The sequence below is a fragment of the Priestia sp. TRM10 genome, from assembly GCF_057808375.1.
Genome location: NZ_JBJZOT010000015.1, coordinates 247112 through 267476 on the forward strand (window position 1 = coordinate 247112; position 20365 = coordinate 267476).

The 20365-nt window shown below is 36.8% G+C and carries 22 protein-coding genes and 1 other annotated feature; of the genes, 3 read left to right on the plus strand and 19 right to left on the minus strand.

Annotation, left to right across the window (positions count from 1 at the left end; all coding sequences use genetic code 11):
- Positions 1–2: 2 nt before the first annotated feature.
- A complete protein-coding gene (locus ACK3CR_RS18065; RefSeq protein ID WP_243519089.1) occupies positions 3–1160 on the minus strand; it encodes an acyl-CoA dehydrogenase family protein in 1158 nt (385 codons plus the stop codon).
- A gap of 143 nt (positions 1161–1303) precedes the next feature.
- On the opposite strand from ACK3CR_RS18065, the gene ACK3CR_RS18070 reads away from it, so the two are divergent.
- Positions 1304–1777, plus strand: a complete 474-nt coding sequence (locus tag ACK3CR_RS18070) for an Hsp20 family protein (RefSeq protein WP_488975896.1) — start codon at positions 1304–1306, stop codon at positions 1775–1777.
- Positions 1778–1786: 9 nt separating this feature from the next.
- On the opposite strand, the gene ACK3CR_RS18075 is transcribed toward ACK3CR_RS18070, so the two are convergent.
- From ACK3CR_RS18075 to ACK3CR_RS18110, 8 genes are all read right to left on the minus strand, one after another.
- The gene (locus ACK3CR_RS18075) at positions 1787–2728 is read right to left on the minus strand and encodes a DHH family phosphoesterase (RefSeq protein WP_328122699.1); all 942 of its coding nucleotides are present in this window, start codon (positions 2726–2728) and stop codon (positions 1787–1789) included.
- A gap of 82 nt (positions 2729–2810) precedes the next feature.
- Positions 2811–3617, minus strand: coding sequence for a phytoene desaturase family protein (locus ACK3CR_RS18080; RefSeq protein ID WP_488975897.1), 807 nt, complete (start codon positions 3615–3617; stop codon positions 2811–2813).
- A 69-nt stretch (positions 3618–3686) separates the two neighbouring features.
- Positions 3687–4469, minus strand: a complete 783-nt coding sequence (locus ACK3CR_RS18085; RefSeq protein WP_243519078.1) for an ABC transporter ATP-binding protein — start codon at positions 4467–4469, stop codon at positions 3687–3689.
- On the minus strand, positions 4470–5543 hold the full coding sequence (locus tag ACK3CR_RS18090) for a FecCD family ABC transporter permease (RefSeq protein WP_488975898.1): 1074 nt from the start codon (positions 5541–5543) through the stop codon (positions 4470–4472).
- Positions 5544–5634: 91 nt separating this feature from the next.
- Positions 5635–6666: an anthranilate phosphoribosyltransferase gene (locus ACK3CR_RS18095; protein WP_488975899.1), complete on the minus strand. Its 1032-nt coding sequence runs from the start codon at positions 6664–6666 to the stop codon at positions 5635–5637.
- Between the two features lie 94 nt (positions 6667–6760).
- Positions 6761–7510, minus strand: coding sequence for an oxygen-insensitive NADPH nitroreductase (gene nfsA / locus ACK3CR_RS18100; RefSeq protein ID WP_328122694.1), 750 nt, complete (start codon positions 7508–7510; stop codon positions 6761–6763).
- A gap of 87 nt (positions 7511–7597) precedes the next feature.
- On the minus strand, positions 7598–8932 hold the full coding sequence (locus ACK3CR_RS18105; RefSeq protein WP_243519070.1) for a polysaccharide biosynthesis protein: 1335 nt from the start codon (positions 8930–8932) through the stop codon (positions 7598–7600).
- A gap of 214 nt (positions 8933–9146) precedes the next feature.
- Positions 9147–9566, minus strand: a complete 420-nt coding sequence (locus ACK3CR_RS18110; RefSeq protein WP_061804017.1) for an organic hydroperoxide resistance protein — start codon at positions 9564–9566, stop codon at positions 9147–9149.
- A gap of 156 nt (positions 9567–9722) precedes the next feature.
- Here ACK3CR_RS18110 and ACK3CR_RS18115 point away from each other — a divergent pair, with 156 nt between their 5' ends.
- Positions 9723–9917 (plus strand): hypothetical protein, encoded by a 195-nt coding sequence (locus ACK3CR_RS18115; RefSeq protein ID WP_019392272.1) that lies wholly within the window; start codon positions 9723–9725, stop codon positions 9915–9917.
- A 2-nt stretch (positions 9918–9919) separates the two neighbouring features.
- Here the strand turns inward: ACK3CR_RS18115 and ACK3CR_RS18120 are convergent, their stop codons facing one another.
- The 6 genes from ACK3CR_RS18120 to ACK3CR_RS18145 all read right to left on the minus strand — a co-directional run bounded on the left by ACK3CR_RS18120 (position 9920) and on the right by ACK3CR_RS18145 (position 13642).
- Positions 9920–10810 (minus strand): sulfite exporter TauE/SafE family protein, encoded by an 891-nt coding sequence (locus ACK3CR_RS18120; protein ID WP_328122691.1) that lies wholly within the window; start codon positions 10808–10810, stop codon positions 9920–9922.
- Positions 10811–11001: 191 nt separating this feature from the next.
- Positions 11002–11646, minus strand: coding sequence for a 5,6-dimethylbenzimidazole synthase (gene bluB, locus ACK3CR_RS18125; RefSeq protein ID WP_243519065.1), 645 nt, complete (start codon positions 11644–11646; stop codon positions 11002–11004).
- Positions 11647–11747: 101 nt separating this feature from the next.
- Positions 11748–12311 carry a GNAT family N-acetyltransferase gene (locus tag ACK3CR_RS18130; RefSeq protein WP_243519063.1) on the minus strand — a complete coding sequence of 188 codons (564 nt, stop codon included), beginning with the start codon at positions 12309–12311 and terminating at the stop codon, positions 11748–11750.
- A gap of 75 nt (positions 12312–12386) precedes the next feature.
- Positions 12387–12665 (minus strand): hypothetical protein, encoded by a 279-nt coding sequence (locus tag ACK3CR_RS18135; RefSeq protein ID WP_243519060.1) that lies wholly within the window; start codon positions 12663–12665, stop codon positions 12387–12389.
- Between the two features lie 116 nt (positions 12666–12781).
- Positions 12782–13165, minus strand: a complete 384-nt coding sequence (locus tag ACK3CR_RS18140) for a ribosomal maturation YjgA family protein (RefSeq protein ID WP_243519058.1) — start codon at positions 13163–13165, stop codon at positions 12782–12784.
- Positions 13166–13225: 60 nt separating this feature from the next.
- Positions 13226–13642, minus strand: coding sequence for a hypothetical protein (locus tag ACK3CR_RS18145; protein ID WP_243519055.1), 417 nt, complete (start codon positions 13640–13642; stop codon positions 13226–13228).
- 334 nt (positions 13643–13976) lie between these two features.
- Between ACK3CR_RS18145 and ACK3CR_RS18150 the strand changes: the two genes are divergently transcribed.
- Complete coding sequence (locus ACK3CR_RS18150) at positions 13977–14411, plus strand: very short patch repair endonuclease (protein ID WP_243519052.1); 435 nt, start codon at positions 13977–13979, stop codon at positions 14409–14411.
- A 207-nt stretch (positions 14412–14618) separates the two neighbouring features.
- Here the strand turns inward: ACK3CR_RS18150 and asnB are convergent, their stop codons facing one another.
- From asnB to ACK3CR_RS18170, 4 genes are all read right to left on the minus strand, one after another.
- The gene (gene asnB / locus ACK3CR_RS18155) at positions 14619–16511 is read right to left on the minus strand and encodes an asparagine synthase (glutamine-hydrolyzing) (protein ID WP_243519049.1); all 1893 of its coding nucleotides are present in this window, start codon (positions 16509–16511) and stop codon (positions 14619–14621) included.
- Positions 16512–16804: 293 nt separating this feature from the next.
- Positions 16805–17881, minus strand: a complete 1077-nt coding sequence (locus tag ACK3CR_RS18160) for a bifunctional 3-deoxy-7-phosphoheptulonate synthase/chorismate mutase (RefSeq protein ID WP_243519047.1) — start codon at positions 17879–17881, stop codon at positions 16805–16807.
- A gap of 228 nt (positions 17882–18109) precedes the next feature.
- Positions 18110–18348: a binding site (T-box leader), on the minus strand.
- A gap of 174 nt (positions 18349–18522) precedes the next feature.
- Entirely contained in the window at positions 18523–18828 is a 306-nt protein-coding gene (locus tag ACK3CR_RS18165) for an MTH1187 family thiamine-binding protein (RefSeq protein ID WP_061805487.1), read from the minus strand.
- 142 nt (positions 18829–18970) lie between these two features.
- Positions 18971–20167 (minus strand): C40 family peptidase, encoded by a 1197-nt coding sequence (locus ACK3CR_RS18170; RefSeq protein WP_243519046.1) that lies wholly within the window; start codon positions 20165–20167, stop codon positions 18971–18973.
- Positions 20168–20365: the final 198 nt, after the last annotated feature.

Below are 20365 nucleotides of genomic sequence, written 5' to 3' on the forward strand. Positions count from 1 at the left end.
TTTTACTCTTCTAGAGCTGACTGCGCTAAATTCATAATTGTCATGTCATCCATAGGTGGATTGTGCAATCCTGCACGTACGTCGCGATAGTACCGTTGAAGTGGATTTGTACGCTGTAAACTTTTTGCTCCAACAATGCGCATTGCTTTATCTACGACATTAATAGCACAATTCGTCGCGATAAGCTTTGCTGCTGAAAGCTCTTCAAGCAAGCTGTCTTTTTCATCTTTTGTTTCACATTCGTCCCATTTTGACGCGACAGCATACAAAAATTGACGTCCTTTTAGAAGCTCTAATTCCATTTCTCCAATTCCCATTTTGACGTTTGGTAATGTGCTAATCGTGCCTTCTATGCTGTTAGGAGAGTAAGTTTTAGCGAATTCTATAGCATAGTTTCGAGCAGCGAGTGCCACGCCTAAATAACATGCTGGAATATGCAAAAGCCAGCCGCTTGCTTCACGCTTATTTCCTCCTTTTAATAATCGAACAAGCTTATTCTTCTCAAGGAAAACATTCTCTAAAAGCAAATCATGACTACCTGTACCTCGCATAGCAATCATGTCCCATGTTTCTTCGATTGAAACCCCTTTTGCCGTTTTAGGCACGATAAACTCTCCAACTGCTCCTTCTTCTTCTATCCATGCCTTCACAAGAAAATAATCTAGGGCAGGAGCCATTGTTGTAAATGTCTTATGACCATTCATAAGAAAACCATCTTGTTGACTTATAGCTGTTGTTTCAGGGCGTCCTCCTCGCGTTGGACTTCCTGTTTTGGGCTCTGTCGCTGCTCCATTTAAAAGTTTTTTATTTTTAATCTCTTGAAACATAGTATGAAGAGTGTTTTCAGGCCAATTCCTTTTATCATTTAAATCCATTGTAATTCCCATATGCCAGCCGATAGCAAGAGCTGTCGAAGCATCTCCACTTGCAATTTTCTCTTGAAAAAGAAGAAGATCATAAAGCGCTAATCCTTCCCCACCTGCTTCTTTAGGCAGGGATAAAGACGTATAACCAATTTTCTTTAATTTCTCAATATGTTCAGTTGGAAAAAGAGACTTTTCATCAATTTCTGATCCATTGCTTGCAAATTCTTCTATAAGGGGATTAAGTCGTTGTAGCCATGCCTTTTGAAAGTCTGTTTTGATAAATGTTGCTGTCACAAAATCACGCTCCGTTCAAATCATTGTAAACTTATCGGGTTTTATAACTATCATATCAATGAAAAAGGACCAAGTACAGAAATAACCTTTAGGGGTACGTTGCCATATAGTAAAGGAGAATAAGATACTAAGGAGGAAAAAGCGTGTTTCCATGGAAATCTAACTCTTGGCCTTTTGAACAAGGAAAAGAGCAAAACAATAAAGAGACGGATCAATATTTAAAAAGCGTGCTATCCTCTGCAATGTCACAGCCTTTACCAGACTTCATTAAAAATAATGATTTCTTTAAACAAGCGTTGCAAATGTCCCATACTAAAACTTCAGAAGGTGAAACAGCGCTTATGTATGATATATTTCAAACGCATGATAGCTGTATCATACAAGTAAAAGTTCCAGACCGTTCTACATTAGCTAATCTAAAGGTTTCTCACAGTCCATTCTCCTGTTTTATTGAAAGTAATGGAGAGAAAAAATTTCAGCAAGAAATATCTCTTCCTTCGAGCGTGCGAAAAAAAGGCGCAAAAGCAACTTATCAAAAAGGACTGCTCGAGATCTCGTTATCAAAATCCTCTCAGCATTCCCTCTCTGAAATTCCCATTCACGACTTAGAAGCCTAAGATAAACTCTTAGGCTTCTGTTTCTGAAAACATCGTATGAAGAACAAAAAGATCAAACGTTTCTTTTCCTAAGGAACATCCTGCTGCTTTTGGATGTCCTCCTCCATCAAAACGAGCGGCAATTTCGCTTAAATTCACATTATCTCTTGCTGTTCTAAAACCAATACGGCGTTTTCCCATATCGATTAGAGCTACAAAATCGAGCTCTTCGTCTTCTACACAAAGGGCATTTCCAAGCTCTGATTGGTAGTTCTCTGCAAATACAATTCCAGCAGTATATTGCGTCTCTCCAATTTCTAGCTGTTCCTTGATCATTTGATGACTTTTATTATGGATATAGCGATCAATTTTTTCTTGTTCAAGAGCTAAAATGGTTTCATGGACTTCTGTAAATGCAAATTCTTCTTCTTTATCTAATGCGGTTAATACGGTTTCAATAAAATCTTCTCGTTTAATTAAATAAAACAAATGATTTAATTTCTTCGCTTTTTCATTATTATTTTCATACCAGTCCCATGTATCAAATTGACGAACAAGTTCAACATACTCAGACATCACAGAAGTTTGTTGTAATTTCCCTTCTTTAAGAAGATGGTGGTAAAAAAGCTCTGTCCCACACGTTTTTTGTCCCTTTTCATCCACTGCTTTTACTGTAGCCCATTCATAGGTTTCATCAAGCCATTTTGCTGATGAATGATGATCAAACAGAAGAATCGTTTGTCCACGTTGTACGCGTTCATTTAATTTTGCAGCCACTTCTTCATTAACCGAAATGTCTGTAATATAAATTTCTTCTTCTATATCTTCATTTTCTTCTAAATACTCTTCAATTACTTCATCAATTTTATAAATGCCAACGCATGAATAATGAACATTTTCCTTTGAAAACGCACGAAGAGCTAAAATAGCTGGACTTACTCCATCCAGGTCATTATGTGAAAATAATCTCATAATAAATTCCCCTCTTTTATGTAGTTATAAATCAGTATACCCTTTTTAAAAAGAACAACTCAAAAAACAAAAGCTAGCGTTTCTAAGCTTGCTTCTGTCTTTGGAATTCTTCTTCCACATGATAAATTTCCAAAACAAAGTTGCAAATGTAAAAGAGCAAAAGTGGCAAAACAGATTCTGTCAACACATAAAGCGATGACAAAAAGAGCCCGATAATAAATGGCTGAATGCTTAACCGATCATACGAAAACGCAAGCTGCACCACATAGTAAGCGCACGTGATAAAAACGAGTACAAGCCATATATTCGTTACATGAAAAATGTGAACATATAGGAAATAAAAAAATGGAAAATAGACAAGCGATTCTACTGCTACATGAAGACACGAAAAAAAGGACCAGCTTGCAACTTCCTCTTTTTTTTGCGGTGTGAATACATGATAGGATGAAGCTAGCGTTTCCTCTCCAAAAATGTTTGCTTCTTTGTTTCGTTTAATCCATGCAACTAAAATAACCGTAATAATAAAAAAGGCAAAAAGGGCAAGAATTAAGTATTTGAAAAAACTAGGGAGTGGTGAAGCATGAAAGGCAGAAACAGACGGTTCATAGCTCGAGATTTTACGGTTCTTGTAAGAGGGACGTTCTTCTTCTGGTAAAAGTCGCTCATAGGAAGAAAGTAAATCACCGTTTACAATCACTTTTTCCCCTTCTATGATTTCTTCATTTTGAAGAAGAACTCCTTTTGCCTTTTTCTCTTTTGTGACAATTTGTTTTACTTCTGTATTATTAAGAATACGACCGCCAAGCTTTTTAAAAAGGTGGGCAAAACCTTCAGCAATTTTAGTGTTTCCTCCTTCAACATAGTAAACCCCATTTATCCGTCTAATCAAAAAAAGAAGACACCTTTTGATGTCTTCTTTCCCTACTTCTATCTAAAAACCCTGCTTATATACTGCTCTTCATCCTTGTCTTTTCACAAAACGATTTGGTAAAAACGTAATATGTGGTTTTCCTAACGTTTCATGTTGATGTATGATCGTTTCAACTTCAAAGACCTCTCTTAACAATGTTTCATTTAGCACGTCTTCAGGTCTTCCTTGTGCAAATATCTTTCCTTCTCTCATTACAAAGAGATAATCACAGTACATAGAAGCAATATTCAAATCATGCAGAGCGGCGATAACCGTCATATTAGTATCTTTTACAGCATCCATAATATGAAGCTGATGATGAATATCAAGATGGTTTGTTGGTTCGTCTAGTATAAGGACGGCTCCTTGTTGAATAAGAGCTCTCGCAATGATAACGCGCTGTTTTTCTCCTCCTGAAAGCGTCAAAAAGTTTCGATTAATGAACGTTTCCATACCTACCTTTTTCAACATTTCTAGGGCAAGCTCGTCGTCTTTTGAATGATCAAAATCAAACATCCTCTTATATGGTGCTCTGCCCATTAAAACCATTTCTTTTACCGAAAAATCAAATGTAACCGGTGTTTCTTGGCTAACAACGGCTAGCTGTTTTGCAGCTTCCTTTGGCTTCATTTTCAAAAAGTCATGGCCGTTAATCATTACCTTCCCACTTGATAGCGGCAATACTCTGTAAATATTTTTGAGAAGCGTAGATTTCCCGCTTCCATTTGGTCCAATAATCCCAACAAACTGTTTTTTTTCAGCAGAGAGAGAAACATCATCTATAATAAGCTGATTTCCAATAAGCGTTGTTACATGTTCAATGCTAATCATTTACTCTCCTCCAAAAGCATACGTACTTTTTCTCAGTAGCCAAATAAAAAACGGACCTCCAACAAGAGCCGTAATAATTCCAATTGGCAGTTCTTGCGGAGAAATCACCGTGCGTGCTAATACATCGGCCCATATTAAAAAGATGGCGCCCCACAGTGCGCTAAATGGAATCACATATTTGTAATTAGAACCAACAAAAAGACGAACAATATGAGGAATCATAAGTCCTACAAATCCAATGGCTCCACTCACAGAGACAATCACACCTGTTAGAAGAGCTGTTGCAATAATTAAAAGCTTGCGAAACATATGAATGTTGATCCCTAGTGTTACGGCTGACTCTTCCCCAGTCAATAAAATATTAAGAGTTCGGTATTGAGACCATAAAAATAAAAATATAAAACAAAAGACAGCAAAAGGAACGAATAAATAGTCCCACCTTGCCCCTGTTAAACTGCCAATCATCCAAAAGAGGGCGCTTTTTGCTCCTTCTGCATTTGGTGCAGATAAAACAATAAAGTTTGTGAGCGCTGTTAAAATCATTGATACAGCAACCCCGCTTAAAAGGAGTCGAACTGTAGAAATTCTTCCTCGTACTTGAGCAAGAAAAAACACTCCTAACACAGATAAAAGCGCGCCACCAAAAGCCGCAATTGAAAGAGCATAAATGCCTAAAATAGAAAAAGCGCCTGCTGTAATAACAAGCGTCGCTCCAACAGAAGCTCCTGACGATACTCCAAGTATGTATGGATCTGCGATTGAATTTTTCACAAGTGCTTGAACCGCAGCTCCTGCAATTGAAAGTCCTGCCCCAACAATACAAGCTAATAAAACACGCGGAAGCCTAATTTGCCAAATGATGGCAGATTGAGCAAGTGATCCTGATCCGTCTATGTAATGATTTATATAAGGCATATGTGAAAAGATAATTTTCCATACTAAAAGTGGTGATAAGGAGACAGACCCTATCATCACAGCAAATGTAATTGTAAAAAGCAAAAATAGGACGGAAAAGCCTAATATTAAAAACGTCCTTGCTTTTTTTCTAGCCAATGCATGCAACCGTATTTTCATCCCTTCTTCATCCATCTTCCTTCTGATTGTATGCGTTAAAAGTCCTCTCGTCAAACCTTATAAGAAACGAGCCTTATAAAAGGCTCGTTTCTTATAAGGTGCTTCTCCACTCCTCAAGCACTTCCTGACCTACTCTACGCTCCAAGGCATTTCTTGCCCAGGCAACGCCGTCTGCAATAGAAGATTCATAGCCAAAGAGATAGAGACGAAGAGCTGTATTTAGCACAACTTGATTATAAGCATAAAGATCACTCTTTTCTCCTCTTAGGACGCTCTCTATTGTTTCAACTTGATTTTGTAATGAACGTTTTTTCACAAACTCTTCTTCAGAAAGATAAAGATCATACTCTTTTGGACTTACAATAAAAGAAGACTCTTGTCCATCTTGGATTTGAAAAACAAAGCTATTACGATGAACAGCTAAATCATCTGATCCTTCTATTCCTTGCACAACAACTGCTTTTTTCACATCGAGTGTTTTAAAAACAGGCAAAATTTTATTAATAGCTGTTCGATGAAAAGCTCCCAGCACAATATGTGGGGCATGAGCTAAGTTCAGCATTTTTTCAACTGTATTGAATGTTGTACGAATTCCCATTTCCTTACGAATTGAGCGTAGACGCTTGAGTGGAGGTGATAGCTTTTCTGTATGATAAAAGCCAATCTTAACTTTTTCTAATGACGTTGCAATTTCATCGACACTTTCCTCTGTCTTAATGTCTAACTCTGTTAAAACCTCTTTAATGGTTGTTCCATATTTTGGAGGAAGTGAATCACTGCTATGTAAACAAACAGGCATCCCTCTTGAAGCTAACAATATATTTGCTGGGATTGTCGCAAAAAACGAATTTCGCCCTGCATATGGACTTGAATAGTCTACAAGTTTCTCTCTTATATTTTCATCCACTTTGATTTGCTCGCTATTTTCTCTATACACTTTTACAAACGCATCTAGTTCTTCTGGTGTTTCTGTCTTAATACGCTGACCTGTCAAAAAGGTAGCAATCTGCACATCTGTTGCCTCACCAGTTGCCATCACGCGTGCCGCTTTCTCTGCCTCTTCAAAAGGCAAGTCTTTTGCTCCACGCTGTCCTCTTGCTACTTCTTTGATCCACTGTTGCATAAAACCCTCTCCTTTATTTCTATCTATTATAACAATATCTGAAATATCGAAATTTTTCCATAAGAAAAGAAGCTATCCTCTAGCTTCTTTTCTCTTACTTATTAGAAAATCCTTTTTTCTCAATATATTCTTTCATATACGTCCGTTTTGGTGTATGAAGCATATTAGCCATTTGAGCTGTCCACGTATCTTCACGTTTTCCATCTGTGCGCTCTTTATAATAAGATGAGGTGACTTCATTGTATGCTTCAAGCTCTTTTTTATATTTTTCTTCATCTTGTTCATAGCGCTCTTCATGGTAGATGTGCGCTTTTGGTAAGCGTGGTTTTTGACTTGATTCATGCGCTGGATATCCAACTGTTAGGCCAAAAAGTGGAATAACGCGTTTCGGGATGTCTAGTACTTCTTCAACGCCTTCTAAATTGTTTCGAATGCCGCCAATATAGCACGTGCCAAGCCCCATTGATTCAGCCGCAATTACAAGGTTTTGTGCTGCAAGAGCCACATCAATAAGAGAAACCATAAATGTTTCTGTGCTTTCTAACGAATCTGTCACCTTCACTTCTTCCATAGTGCCAAGTATCTCATGACGATGCAAATCTGCACAAAAAACAAAGAGATGGCCATTCTCTTCTACATAAGGCTGATTTCCTGCAAGCTCAGCAAGTTTTTTCTTTTTAGCAGGATCCTTTACTCCAATAATAGAATAAGCTTGGATAAAACTAGATGTTGAAGCTGCTTGAGCACTTTGAACTAAAGCGTCAATTTGTTCATCTGATAATGGCGTATTGTTATACTTTCGTATAGAACGGTGATTTAATATTGTTTCGATTGTTTTATTCATTTCTTTTACTCTTCCTCTCTTCTTTGTTGCTACTATCTTAGCATAGATAAACTTCTCCCTTTTAATACAATGCTCAAACTATATTTTTCATAATTTTGTTAGTGGTCGCTTCATAAAAAATAAAATCGGCAAACCAATTCGTTTACAAATGGTGAAATAGTGCAGAAGCGTAAGCAGAAGTGTTTCTGCATTCATTGCTAAAATAACACCACTTACTCCCCATTCTCGCTGAGAAGCGAGGAGAAAAATAAGTGAAAAGGAAATAACATGAACCCATATTGTATGATACAAGGCATCTTTCATAAGCCCTAACCCAATTAAATAAGCTCTCATTGGGATTACAAAGAAATGAAGTAAAAAACATGGCCAAAGCGCTCTTAAATAGAAAGCAGCTTCACTTGAATGAAAAAAGAGATTTGTAATAGGCTCAGCAAAAATGTTCATAATGAGAATCGCGGGAATTCCGTATAAAAACGTAATTCGTAAACTTTGCTGTAATAGCGAGCTTAGCTTATCACGGTCACCTGCAGCTTGCGCTTGAGAAACAGCTGGTATTAAGGCTACAAGAAGAGAATGAGCGATAAAAGCTGGAAAGAACCCAATCGTCATAGCAACTCCTGCAAGCATACCGTAATGACCTGTTGCAATGGAAGAGGTCATTCCGCTTAACATCAAACTTTTCTTAATTAAAAACGGCTGAATGGCTCCAGCTGATGCGGAGAAAAGATGCAGTCCTGTTGTTGGCAGAGAAACGGACAAAAGTCTTTTTCTTACTTCTTTTCCCGTATACGAAAATCGATAACCTCTTGAAATTACGTTTGTTTGCATTACATATGTAATCAAGAAGTAAGTAAATACAACTGCTTCACTTGCTACAAGAGCACAAATGGCCACAAGGAGAGCTGTGCCATGATCTTCAAAATGAAATGATCTAAATACTAAGAAAAGAAGAGTAAGCTGAATGGATTTTCTAACAAAATTTGAAACAGCAATAGCGCTCATATTATCAACGCCCATAAAGTAGCCGCGTAAAATTGATGAATAAGAAACAATGGGGATAAATACAAGCACAACCCAACCGATGTACGGATGATAATGGTTAAAAAACGGTATAAAGGTAATCACAAGAAACCAAACAGCCATAACAGAAGCAATAATTCCTGTTGCAAACCATGTTGCATGCTTCATCATGTTGCGATGCTCTTTTTGGTTATGTTCTGCCAAAAACTTCGAAATCGAAATTGGAAGCTCTATCGTTGCAATTGTGACAACTAAAAAAACGATAGGCAACACAGACATGTACATCCCCATTCCTTCTTTACCGAGCTCACGTGCTAGAACCATATTTGTTAAAAATTCAATAAGTTCGCCTAAAAAAGCGGCCAAAGTTAGAATTAACGCTGACTTTAAAAAACTATTCATTATCCGTTCCCCTTTATTTAGGATCTCTAGCAAGTGAACAATAGAGCATCCACTACGAGACGTTTTGACAACGTTGCTTATCTGAACTTGTCCTTATCCTATGTATATAGGGAACCCCTCTCTTTCATGCGTAGAAATTCATATGTAATAGTTGGATTGGATAAAAAAAAGCGTGATAGGAACTGAGCCCTCCTATCACGCTACTTGTCTATTTTTATTTTGCTTTTACCGTAACTTCAATATTTCCTCGCGTTGCTTTTGAATATGGACAAACTCCGTGAGCTTTCTCTAAAAGCTCCTGTACTTTGTCACGTTCAACACCTTCAACATGTCCAACTAATTCAACTTCCAGTTTGAATCCACCGTCTTCAGGGTCTTTCCCAATTGAGACGTGCGACGTAATTTCTGTGCTCTCTGCTTTGATTCGTTCTTTGTTTAAAACAAGCTGTAGCGCACTTTCAAAGCAAGCGGCATAACCTGCTGCAAAAAGTTGTTCTGGATTTGTGCCGTCTCCACCTTTTCCACCTAAGCCTTTTGGAGATGTAATGTTTAAATCAAGTGTGCCGTCTGAGGTTGTAACATGCCCTTCTCGTCCACCTCGTGAAGTAGCTTCTGCAACGTATAATGCTTCCATTTCATTTCACTCCTTAACTATTTTATGTAGTAACTCTACTGTTACTATAACCGCTTTCTATGATTTCAAACCTTGGCGTTTTATAGAACTCCCTCTTTTAGCCCGTACAAATCCTCTTTAAATATCATAGAATACAAAAAAGAAAGGAGCGTATGTATGACTTTTTCATCGCACGTAACAATTCAAAATGTTGCCAGCGGCGCTATTATTAATTTTGGGAACTGTGCTCGGATTGCTCCAACTATTATTAATCGAGAAATAGCTGGTGCTGGAGAAGACAACGCATCTCCAGCAGACGTTTTTTTAGATATCCAAGAAAGCCTACCTGTTCCAACACCATCTATTGATTAAAATTACAACGTTTCTGAAACATCTTGCTTGCTTAAACGTACTTTATTGCGAACCGCGTAGAAAATAGCGGCGGCCCACCCAATAAACAAGACGATATAAAATCCTAGAATCTTATCTCCTCCAACATTAAAAGACGACAGAAGCGTATTGGCATTTGTTAGAATAATAAATCCGCCAATAAAAACACCAAGCAAGTAAGATGGTAAGATTTTAATAAGCCACGCGGCTAAAGGAGCAGCTAGTACTCCGCCAATAACAAAAGCAAGAATTAACAACCAGTTTAAGCTTTCAGTTCCTAAAAAAAGCAAGAAACCAGCCGAAGCTGCCACTGTTGTAGCAAACTCACTCGTATCAACTGTTCCAATGACTCTTCGCGGAACAGCTCCTTTGCGTGCTAGAAGAACAGGTGTATTAATAGGCCCCCATCCTCCTCCGCCAATCGCATCAAAGAACCCTGCAATAGATCCTAAAACAATGTAAAACGGCGTTTTTAGTTCCTTTTCCCCTTTATTAGCCTGTGAAGGATTCCATTTAAATAAAAAGCGAAATAAGATGTAAAAACCAAGCGCTGTTAAGAAAATCGAAACAAAAGGCTTCATAACGTCTCCAGGCAAGCTGCTTAAAAACGCAGCTCCAATAAAAGCGCTAATCGCTCCTGGAATCATTAACTTCCACAATACCTTTTTATCCACATTTCCAAATTTGTAATGTGAAACACCTGAAGCTGCCGTTGTTGCGATTTCAGATAAATGAATGGAAGCTGAAGCAACAGCAGGCGCAATTCCAAATGTTAATAAAAGAGATGAAGATGTTGCCCCGTATCCCATTCCAAGTGAACCATCAATTAATTGAGCAAAAAAACCAACAATTGCAAAGATAAATAACTTTCTCATTTTTTCTCTCCTTTTTTGACAAAAAAGGTCCTTCGAAATGATGCATATCATTTCAAAGGACCTTTGGTTTTCCAATCAGTCTCATCATATTCAGTAAGATTATATATACTATATATCCCATAATCCTCATTTGTCAACTTGGTTTTAAAGATTTTGATAAAAAAACTGCAGATAAGAAGATCTGCAGCTTTTTATTGCTTGTTCCCCCATGTATCTTCAAAGATTAATCCATCAAGTTCCCTTCGTTTTTCCCATTTTGCTTCTTCTAAAATGGGAGAAGACGGATAATCTTCTGTATATCCAATGGATAAAAGGGCAACTGGATCAACATGTGGAGGAATAGATAAAATATCTCTCACATCATTTTTTTTATAAAAGCTTACCCATCCAAGTGCAAGACCTTCTGCACAAGATGCGAGCCACATATTTTGTATAGCACATGCCGTTGATAAAATATCCGTTTCCGGAATTGAATTTCTCCCTAAAACATGCGAACCTCCTCTTGTTGGATCACATGTTACGCATATTGTTACAGGAGCTTCCTTAATTCCTTCTACTTTTAATTCTAAAAACTGATTTGCTTTCTCTCCTTCATAATGGATAGAGAGTGCTTTTCTTTCTTTTTCTGCTGCCCATGCTAGCTTTTTCTTAAGATCACCATCCTTCACTAAGATAAAGTTCCACGGCTGCATAAATCCAACAGAGGGAGCGTGATGTCCCGCTTCTAATACTCTTTGCAACACATCTGATGGAATGCTTTTTGACAAAAACGTTCGTACATCTCTCCGCTTATAAATCACATCATATAAAGCTTTCTTTTCTTGTTCATTGAACATTAATATCCGCTGTTCTATAACGTTTTGAACTTTAAAAACGGTACCTTTTACAAAACAGCTTACCTCCTTTTCCTATACCTGTACTGTATATTAAATCGGCATTAGCTTTCTTCTAATTTATGAAACTCTTCCTTTAAAAGAGAAAACATATAAACATCAATAAGTTCTCCTTTAGAGCATTCATACTGACGCAAGCGCCCTTCATTAGTAAAAGCTAATTTAGAAAGCGCTTTAATAGAATTTTCATTTTCCACTTCTACTTTTGCTTCGATTCGATTTATATGAAGAGAGAAAAAAGCTTCTTTTATAAGCGCTGCTAACGCTTCTCTCATGTACCCATGTCCCCAGTAATTTTTGCCTAAGTCATAGCCAATCTCAACACGACTATTCTCATGGTCAATAGAGTTGAAACCACATGTGCCAATTAACTCCCCGCTTTGCTTTAAAAAGATAGAATATCGCACTGCCTTTCCTTCTTCTTTTAACGTTGTTAAAAATTGAATCATTTCCTTCGCTTGTTCTACTTTATGAAGCGGAGTAATATTCATATACTTTGTAACTTCATGATCTGACCAGTATTTATAAAGTATTTCTCCGTCCTCTTCTTTCATGTCTTTCATTATTAAACGATTTGTTGTAACCATATGTTTTGGTTTCCTGCTCATTTATACTTTTTTCTCCCCCCTCATTCTCGATATTTTCATTTTACCGAATTTTCTTAAGAGAAAAAAGATATGTTCTTACTGTTTACGCTGAAAGGCTTGAAAAGATGTTTTTAGAGAGGCGTACACTCCTACAGCCCCATTCCCATAAAAAAAACCCATAAATATTCCTGCTGATAGGCTATGAGGATGACTAAAAAAAACAGAAATGATAAGACCTATAACTGTTGAAAGAGTGGGGATATACGAACCTTTAATCGAAAAAAGAATTTTTAAAACTTGCACCAAAATTAACACAAGGGGAACAGCGATGATGCCATCCCAAACATTTGTATAAACAAGTGGAAATTCTTTCACTTTCTCACCTTCTTACCGAAAAGAACTCTTTACAAGCACCTTTCCTTTTCCTCTTAATATAATACAGATATATATTAATATTCAGATGTTTTAATATTAAGCTGATGGAATTTCCGTCAGCTTTTTTTCAGAAGAACTGTGCACAGTGCTCCAAACAATATTCCAACTGTATAAGAGACTAAATCACTGAATAGAAAACCGTACCCCAGCACTAATCCACCGAGCGTTGTGCTCCTAACTGCATCAATCCATTCTGCATGATAAAGTTGACTTATTTCAATTCCATAACAAAACAATAAAGATAGAAAAATAACGATTTTTAATTCTTTATTCTCCATTAAAAATGAAAAACCTAAAAATATAAGTAAAGCCCAAAGGATATCACCCAAGTATAAGTTTATAATATCCGGAAAATAGGCGCTTTTTTTTCGCACTTCAATTCCTAAAAAGATAATGATTATCATAAGTATAATATAAATGCTATTCCGTTTTATTTTCATTGTGGCATTCCTTTCTTATTAAAAAAAGCTCACTTCTGAAAAGAAATGAGCTTCTTGTTTCTACCATGTTTTCGCTACAATAAGTGCAATCGCCATACTTCCTAAACCTGCTATAATGTACGAAAATGTGAAGTAAGGAGCAATATCTAATTGAATAAATTCGATAACAGGAACATCTTTCGCAAGAAAAGCTCCTAATGCATATATAAAAACACGCTCAAGTACAACAGGTACAATCATAAAGAGAAGAAAAATTTGCAAATCTCCATTCATATTTAAACGCCCATATACACCTGCCACAAGGTAAGGAACAGTAAGCAGACACATCCCTAGTATAATAACTGAGGTTGTTACACTAAGATCTAATGGCGTTTTGTACAGTATTTCTAAGCTACGAGCAACGCCAAGCAGAACAATTCCATATGTAATCACCATAATAAACCAGCCTGTTAAAACCGTTTTTAAAACATGTGACATGGTGGGAACACCCCTTTTTTCTTTCATATGTAGTCTTTTGTGGTATAAAAATCAAAGCCTTCTCTTTGTTAATAACGATTAAATGATAATTTCGTTTCATTTCTGTCCAAGAATTTCTCTAAAAGTCTTTTCAATTAAATCCTTACTTCAATGTGAGGTAGCTTCGCAGTGTTAAGAAGATAGCCACTATTCGTTATTTTACAAATGACAAAGTTCAAAATCAAGTTGCATTTTCCCCTATATGATTGTTGCCAATAATTCTTCATTACTATATACGCATGACATTGGTTACAATGGGAAAAACTTTTAGAAACTCGTTAGAAAGGATTTAAATATGGAACACATCTTTATAGTGAGCATCGTTATTGCCCTCATTTTAACTGTCACAGGTACGCTTATCTTTATCATTGCCTCTACTTTTCAAACTGATGAGCAAGAATATGTACTAAATAAGCAAAAAACAGATATCCTCCATGAAAAGCTAAGTAAGGCGCTGGATATGTGCGGCTACGATTTGCGCTTAAATGAGCCATATGGGCGATTTATGATTGATGTTATGATTCCTAAATACAAAGTTGCTATTATTCTTCACCGCCATCCACAAACGCTTGCCAAGAAACCAGATAAGAAAGAGGAAAAACTTTCAACATTGCTTCGAAGAAGAGGATGGAAAGTGGTAGAAGTAAAAGAACGTGAAGTTATGAAACATGTTCATCAAGCTGTTTTAAAAGTACAGCGTGAAATTTTCAAACAACCTAGCGGGTCATAAAAAAAACCTGTGTGTACATTGTACACACAGGAACGTTATGATCAAGGGGGCATACCTTAACCATGCTCAGAAACAACACGAGGCGTACTGTTTCATATGCGTTTGAAGATTACATGTAAATTATATCATATTTTGGATATGAGTATATACAAAAATTTAATTTAGTTCAAAAATCCCCTTCTTACTCAATAAGAAGGGGATTTTTAATCAATGTATAATTAAATCTTTTTCCTTTGGGTTGTATTCAGAAACGCCTGTATGTTGGTTATACCACATAAGGAACATTAAGATTGTCCAAAGCTTTCGGCTATAGTCACCTTTATTTGCTGCATGCTGACTTAATAGTGCAGTAAGTTCTTTCTTATCAAATAAGTGATCAACATCACTTTCTGTAATAAGTTTAAACGCCCAATCGTACAATTCATCTTTTAACCATACTCGAATTGGCACTGGGAATCCTAATTTACGACGATCTAAAACATGATCAGGTACAATCCCTCTCGCAGCTTTTCGTAAAATATATTTTGTGGTTCCGTCTTTTATTTTCATGTTTTTTGGAATTCTTGAAGCGACTTCAAAAACACGACGATCTAAAAACGGAACGCGTAGTTCAAGGGAATTAGCCATTGTCATTTTATCCGCTTTTAATAGAATATCGCCTCTTAGCCATGTATTCATATCAACATACTGCATTGTTCCTACTGGATCATACTGAACTGCTTGTGCATAGAAAGGAGCCGTAATATCAGTATAATGGACTCCTTTATGCTGAAGATGATAAAAACGTTCTTTTTCTTCTTCTTCAAACATTTTAGCATTTCCAATATAGCGATCTTCAAGTGGAATTGTTCCTCGTTGTAAAAAGCTCTTCCCTTTGACGCCGTCAGGTAACATATTGCTCATTTTTCCAAGAGCTTTCTTTAGCGGAGAGGGAATGTTTTGAAACATTTTTAAGGAATCCGGTTCGCAATAAATATTGTATCCACCGAAAAGCTCGTCTGCTCCTTCTCCAGATAAAACAACTGTCACTTGCTTTGCCGCCTCTTTGGCAACAAAGTATAAAGGAATCGCTGCAGGATCTGCAAGCGGGTCATCAAGATGCCACACAATTTTCGGTAGCTCTTCCATGAACTCCTCTGCTGTAATGACTTTTTGAATATTTTCTACACCAAGCGCCTGAGCCGTTTCTCCTGCTACATCAAGCTCGCTATAGCCATCTGTTTGGAATCCCACAGAGAAAGTCTTAAGATTATTATGGTAACGTTTAGCAAGTGATACGACAAAGGACGAATCAATCCCACCCGAAAGGAAAGACCCTACTGGAACATCACTTCGCATATGAATATTCACTGAGTCTTCTAGCACATGCTGAATCTCTTTAATCCATTCGTTTTCTTCCTTTTGAATAGGATGTAGAGTTGGTTTGAAATAACGTTCAAACTTCAATTCTTTATCAGACTCTAAATCTTGATAAAAACAATACCCAGGCTCTACTTTTTTCACCGCATCCCAAAGAGTGTAAGGCTCTGGTACATATTGAAAGCTTAAATAATGCTGAAGAGCTTGAGCACTTAAATCATGGTCTCCCGGCACAACTTCTTTAATCGATTTTGTTTCTGATGCTAAAAAGATTTCGTTCTCTGTTTGAGCAACATAAAGCGGCTTAATACCGAAAGGATCACGTGCACCAAAAACCGTTTTTGTTTTTGTATCCCAAATTAAAAACGCAAACATTCCTCTTAATTTTGAAACCATTTTTCTTCCTTCTTCACAATAAAGAGCGAGAAGAACTTCAGAGTCTCCATCTGTTTTGAACGTATAACCTTTAGCAAGTAATTCTTGACGCAGTTCTATGTAGTTATAAATTTCTCCATTAAATATAAGCTGATAACGGTTATTATCGTATGAAAGAGGCTGACCAGCTTTTTCTACATCAAGAATGCTTAAGCGGCGAAAACCAAGCTGTACATATTGATCTTCATAAATACCTACATCATCTGGGCCGCGGTGAAAGATCTTTTCCACCATTCCTTTGAATACATCTTCTTTTATATTTTCAAAATCCGCATTTTTTTTAATATGTCCTACAAATCCACACATAGCGGTTCCTCCCTACTCCTTCTCCATAAAAACCAAACACTTTTATATAAAACACTTTCCTTATTTCTTTCTATAAAAATAAGAAGAACTAAGTATATTCTATAGTTATGGTTTGTTGCATTTAGAATATGTCTTTTTTTGGATAATTTTAGCTATAAATTGACAATAACATTATTACTATAACAAATAAAATAATAAATTTGTTACAAAAAGGTTACAAAACAAGAAAAAAACCTTTCTTTCTACAACTTTTTTGTAAAAAGAAAGGTTTTTTTTGTAAAAACATTATTATTCTATTTTGTTTGAGCTGGTTGACCTTTTAGTTCTTTAATGAAAGCTTGGAATTCTGGAATATCCATTTGCTGTGCTGAGTCACTTAAAGCTACCGCTGGATCTGGATGAACCTCTGCCATTACAGCATCTGCACCAATTGCAATCGCTGCTTTCGCGCATGGAAGTAATAGATCACGACGACCAGTTGAATGTGTTACATCAACAACAACAGGTAAGTGTGTTTCTTTCTTTAAGATTGGTACAGCTGAAATATCTAATGTATTACGTGTTGCTTTTTCGTATGTGCGGATTCCACGCTCACAAAGAATGATGTTTGTGTTTCCACGTGACATAACGTATTCTGCTGCATTTACAAATTCAGAGATTGTTGCTGCTAGACCGCGTTTTAGAAGAACCGCTTTATCAACAGAACCAGCTGCTTTTAAAAGCTCGAAGTTTTGCATGTTACGTGCACCAATTTGAATCACGTCAACGTATTCTGTTGCCATTTCGATATGAGCTGGATTTACGATTTCGCTAACAACTACCATGTCTAGCTCGTCTGCTACTTGACGAAGGATTTTTAGACCGTCAATACCAAGACCTTGGAAGTCGTATGGAGATGTTCTTGGTTTGAACGCTCCACCGCGAAGAAGGCGAATTCCTTGAGCTTTCATAGCCTCTGCAACTGTTCGTACTTGATCGTATGATTCAACAGCACAAGGTCCCATGATGAAGTTAAGGTTACCGTCTCCAATTTTTTCACCTTTCAAGTCAACGATTGTGTCTTCTACTTTATTTTTACGAGATACAAGTAGTGCTTTGCTATGGTCGTCTTCTTGAAGTTCAAGGCTTGCTTTGAAGATTTCTTTGAAAATATGTTGAATAGTTGATGCTTCAAATGGACCCTCGTGTTTTGCTAAGATAGCATTCAGAGATTCGCGTTCACGAACAGGGTCAAAACGCTTTGTTCCTTGCATTTCTTTTAATTTTCCAATTTCTTTAGCAATTTCTCCACGTTTGTTAAGAAGCTCTAAAATCTCTAAGTTAATTTCGTCGATTCCTTTACGTAATGTTTCTAAAGTTGGCTTTGTCATATTTATTCCTCCTAAGTTTACTGTTCTCATTTTTTTAAAAAAGATGTTTGAATCTATAAAAAAAGCCCCTACTGATTCCATGCCAGTAGGGACGATTTTATCGCGGTACCACCCTAATTATGAATATCGAATTTTTTGAAACATTTCGAAAATAGTGTATGATAAAAGGCCGCTAAAAAGAAGTTTTCATCTCTTTTTATACAAAAAGTCCCTACTGATTAAATAATCAGTAGGGACGATTTTATCGCGGTACCACCCTATTTTAATAAATGTCTCATATTCAACATTCATCACTTCATTGAGATAACGGTTAAACCGACTTCCCTTTCATCTTGTAACGTACAAGATGTCTGAAAAGCTGCTCGAGGGGCGTACTTCACATTGTTCTTTGTACTGATTTTCACCAACCATCAGCTCTCTGAAGAACAGGGAGATCAATGCTACTATTGTCCTGTCATTGCATTTAAACATCTATTTGGTTTTTTAAATTTCGATTGTTTTGAAAACATTTGATATGTTTGATTTGTATTATAGAACCATTTTCTATCATTCGTCAAGCGCTTTTTAAAAAAAGTTTCCCTAAAAATAAAAGTGATATTTTATGCTATGCTTGGCACCTTTATTTTGTGTAGGCATGTTGTTTATTGAATTTTTGTTTCTACTGCCTCTATCTTGCGCTCCATCGTATGTTTAAGGTCTCGACGATCGTCGATGCGAATATTTGTACATACGCGGTCAAGTCCTTTAGAGAAAGGAAGCTCATGCATTTCTTTCACAACCTCAAACAAGTCGTCTAAATCACCTTCAATGAGTGTACTCATAGGTGTTAGCTGTACTTTTACTTTTCCTTCGTGCCGCTTTAATACTTTGTGAATGTCTGCTACGTATTGGCTTACGCTTGGCGTACTTGTGCCTACTGGAATAACAGTTACATCTAGAATAGCCATAAAAACGTGCCTCCTTGTTTTCCATCACTTTTCTGTAAATTTTTTATGCTTTTTCATCATATTACGATTAAAATTATGTTGCAATGAAAAAGCATAAAAAGTATTAAAAATCCCTGCTAATCTACTAGCAGGGATTTAAGAATTAATATGTTTTAGCACCAAGGTAACGAGGTGCCCAATATGTGTTGTGAAGAGATGAAATTGTTACACCTGTTGAAGAACCAGCGTGAATGAATTGACTGTTTCCTAGATAGATACCTGCATGTGATGCGCCTGGCTTGTATGTTTCAAAGAACACAAGATCCCCAACTTTTGGCGATGAAACAGACGTACCTCTGTCATACATAGCCGCAACTGTACGTGGAAGGCTTGGTCCACCAGCTTTATTAAATACATACTGAATAAACCCACTGCAGTCAAATCCGCTTGTTGATGTTCCTCCCCATACATATGGAACTCCGCGAAGTGATTTTGCAATAGAAATAATCTTTTGTGTCGTTTGTGATGACGATGTTGAACCGCTTCCTTGTGATGGCTTAGACTCAGCAACAGGCGTATTTCCGTTCAATGCTGCTAGTGTTTTTGGTCCAGCAATTCCGTCTACTGCAAGACCTGCCGCACGTTGGAATTTCATAACAGCATCTCTTGTAATTGTGCCATAATAGTTTGTTGTACGACTATATGTGAAATAACCTTTTTTCTTCAGAGCAGACTGAAGTTGCTGTACTTGTGGACTGCTCATTCCAAGTCTTAATGTTGTGCTTGTAGATACTCCAGAACCTGAAGAACCCGCTGATACAGAACTTCCGTTAAGCTTCGCTAATGTTTTTGGTCCAGCAATTCCGTCTGCTGCTAGGCCATTTGCACGTTGAAACTTTATAACAGCATCTCTTGTAATTGAACCATAGTAGTTTGTTGTATATCCAAAGTTGAAATAGCCTTTTTGTTTTAAGGCAGACTGAAGCTGCTTAACTTGCGGGCTACTCATTCCATATTTTAAAAGAGTACTAGATGAAACTGTTCCTGAACTTGAAGAAGTAGAATTGTTAAGTAATACACGATATGTATTCTTTCCAGCAATTCCGTCTGCTGCTAGGCCATTTGCACGCTGAAAGTTTTTCAATGCATCTTTGGTAATTGTTCCAAAATATGTAGTTGTATAACCAAGCTTAAAATAGCCTTTATTTTTCAGCTGTTGCTGTAAATCTTTTACGTCAGAATTGTTCATACCTTGTTTTAAAAGTCCGTCACCTAGCGCTGCATCTGCACTGTTTGGCGCTGTTGCTACTGCTGCCGAGATTGTCGAACCAAGTACTACAGAATATATTAACTTTTTCATAAAAGTTATCCTCCATTACTAATATTTTCTTCACCGCCTCCCATTCTAGCAATCAATTATTACAAACGTAAAATCTAAATATTACAATTAAGTTACATTTTTCGACACATTTGGCCTACACATTAAAAAACAACGGTCTTTTTAACGATTTTTTTATTAAAAAAACCGAAATAAAGCCCATTTATTGTAAAATTAAAG

Coding starts and splice junctions, on each gene's coding strand:
- ACK3CR_RS18075 (WP_328122699.1), bottom strand. CDS start 2,728: ATGAGATTATTTTCACATAATGACCTGGATGGAGTAAGTCCAGCTATT.
- ACK3CR_RS18085 (WP_243519078.1), bottom strand. CDS start 4,469: ATGATTAGCATTGAACATGTAACAACGCTTATTGGAAATCAGCTTATT.
- ACK3CR_RS18090 (WP_488975898.1), bottom strand. CDS start 5,543: ATGAAAATACGGTTGCATGCATTGGCTAGAAAAAAAGCAAGGACGTTT.
- ACK3CR_RS18095 (WP_488975899.1), bottom strand. CDS start 6,666: ATGCAACAGTGGATCAAAGAAGTAGCAAGAGGACAGCGTGGAGCAAAA.
- nfsA (WP_328122694.1), bottom strand. CDS start 7,510: ATGAATAAAACAATCGAAACAATATTAAATCACCGTTCTATACGAAAG.
- ACK3CR_RS18105 (WP_243519070.1), bottom strand. CDS start 8,932: ATGAATAGTTTTTTAAAGTCAGCGTTAATTCTAACTTTGGCCGCTTTT.
- ACK3CR_RS18110 (WP_061804017.1), bottom strand. CDS start 9,566: ATGGAAGCATTATACGTTGCAGAAGCTACTTCACGAGGTGGACGAGAA.
- ACK3CR_RS18115 (WP_019392272.1), top strand. CDS start 9,723: ATGACTTTTTCATCGCACGTAACAATTCAAAATGTTGCCAGCGGCGCT.
- ACK3CR_RS18120 (WP_328122691.1), bottom strand. CDS start 10,810: ATGAGAAAGTTATTTATCTTTGCAATTGTTGGTTTTTTTGCTCAATTA.
- bluB (WP_243519065.1), bottom strand. CDS start 11,646: ATGTTCAATGAACAAGAAAAGAAAGCTTTATATGATGTGATTTATAAG.
- ACK3CR_RS18130 (WP_243519063.1), bottom strand. CDS start 12,311: ATGAGCAGGAAACCAAAACATATGGTTACAACAAATCGTTTAATAATG.
- ACK3CR_RS18140 (WP_243519058.1), bottom strand. CDS start 13,165: ATGAAAATAAAACGGAATAGCATTTATATTATACTTATGATAATCATT.
- ACK3CR_RS18145 (WP_243519055.1), bottom strand. CDS start 13,642: ATGTCACATGTTTTAAAAACGGTTTTAACAGGCTGGTTTATTATGGTG.
- ACK3CR_RS18150 (WP_243519052.1), top strand. CDS start 13,977: ATGGAACACATCTTTATAGTGAGCATCGTTATTGCCCTCATTTTAACT.
- asnB (WP_243519049.1), bottom strand. CDS start 16,511: ATGTGTGGATTTGTAGGACATATTAAAAAAAATGCGGATTTTGAAAAT.
- ACK3CR_RS18160 (WP_243519047.1), bottom strand. CDS start 17,881: ATGACAAAGCCAACTTTAGAAACATTACGTAAAGGAATCGACGAAATT.
- ACK3CR_RS18165 (WP_061805487.1), bottom strand. CDS start 18,828: ATGGCTATTCTAGATGTAACTGTTATTCCAGTAGGCACAAGTACGCCA.
- ACK3CR_RS18170 (WP_243519046.1), bottom strand. CDS start 20,167: ATGAAAAAGTTAATATATTCTGTAGTACTTGGTTCGACAATCTCGGCA.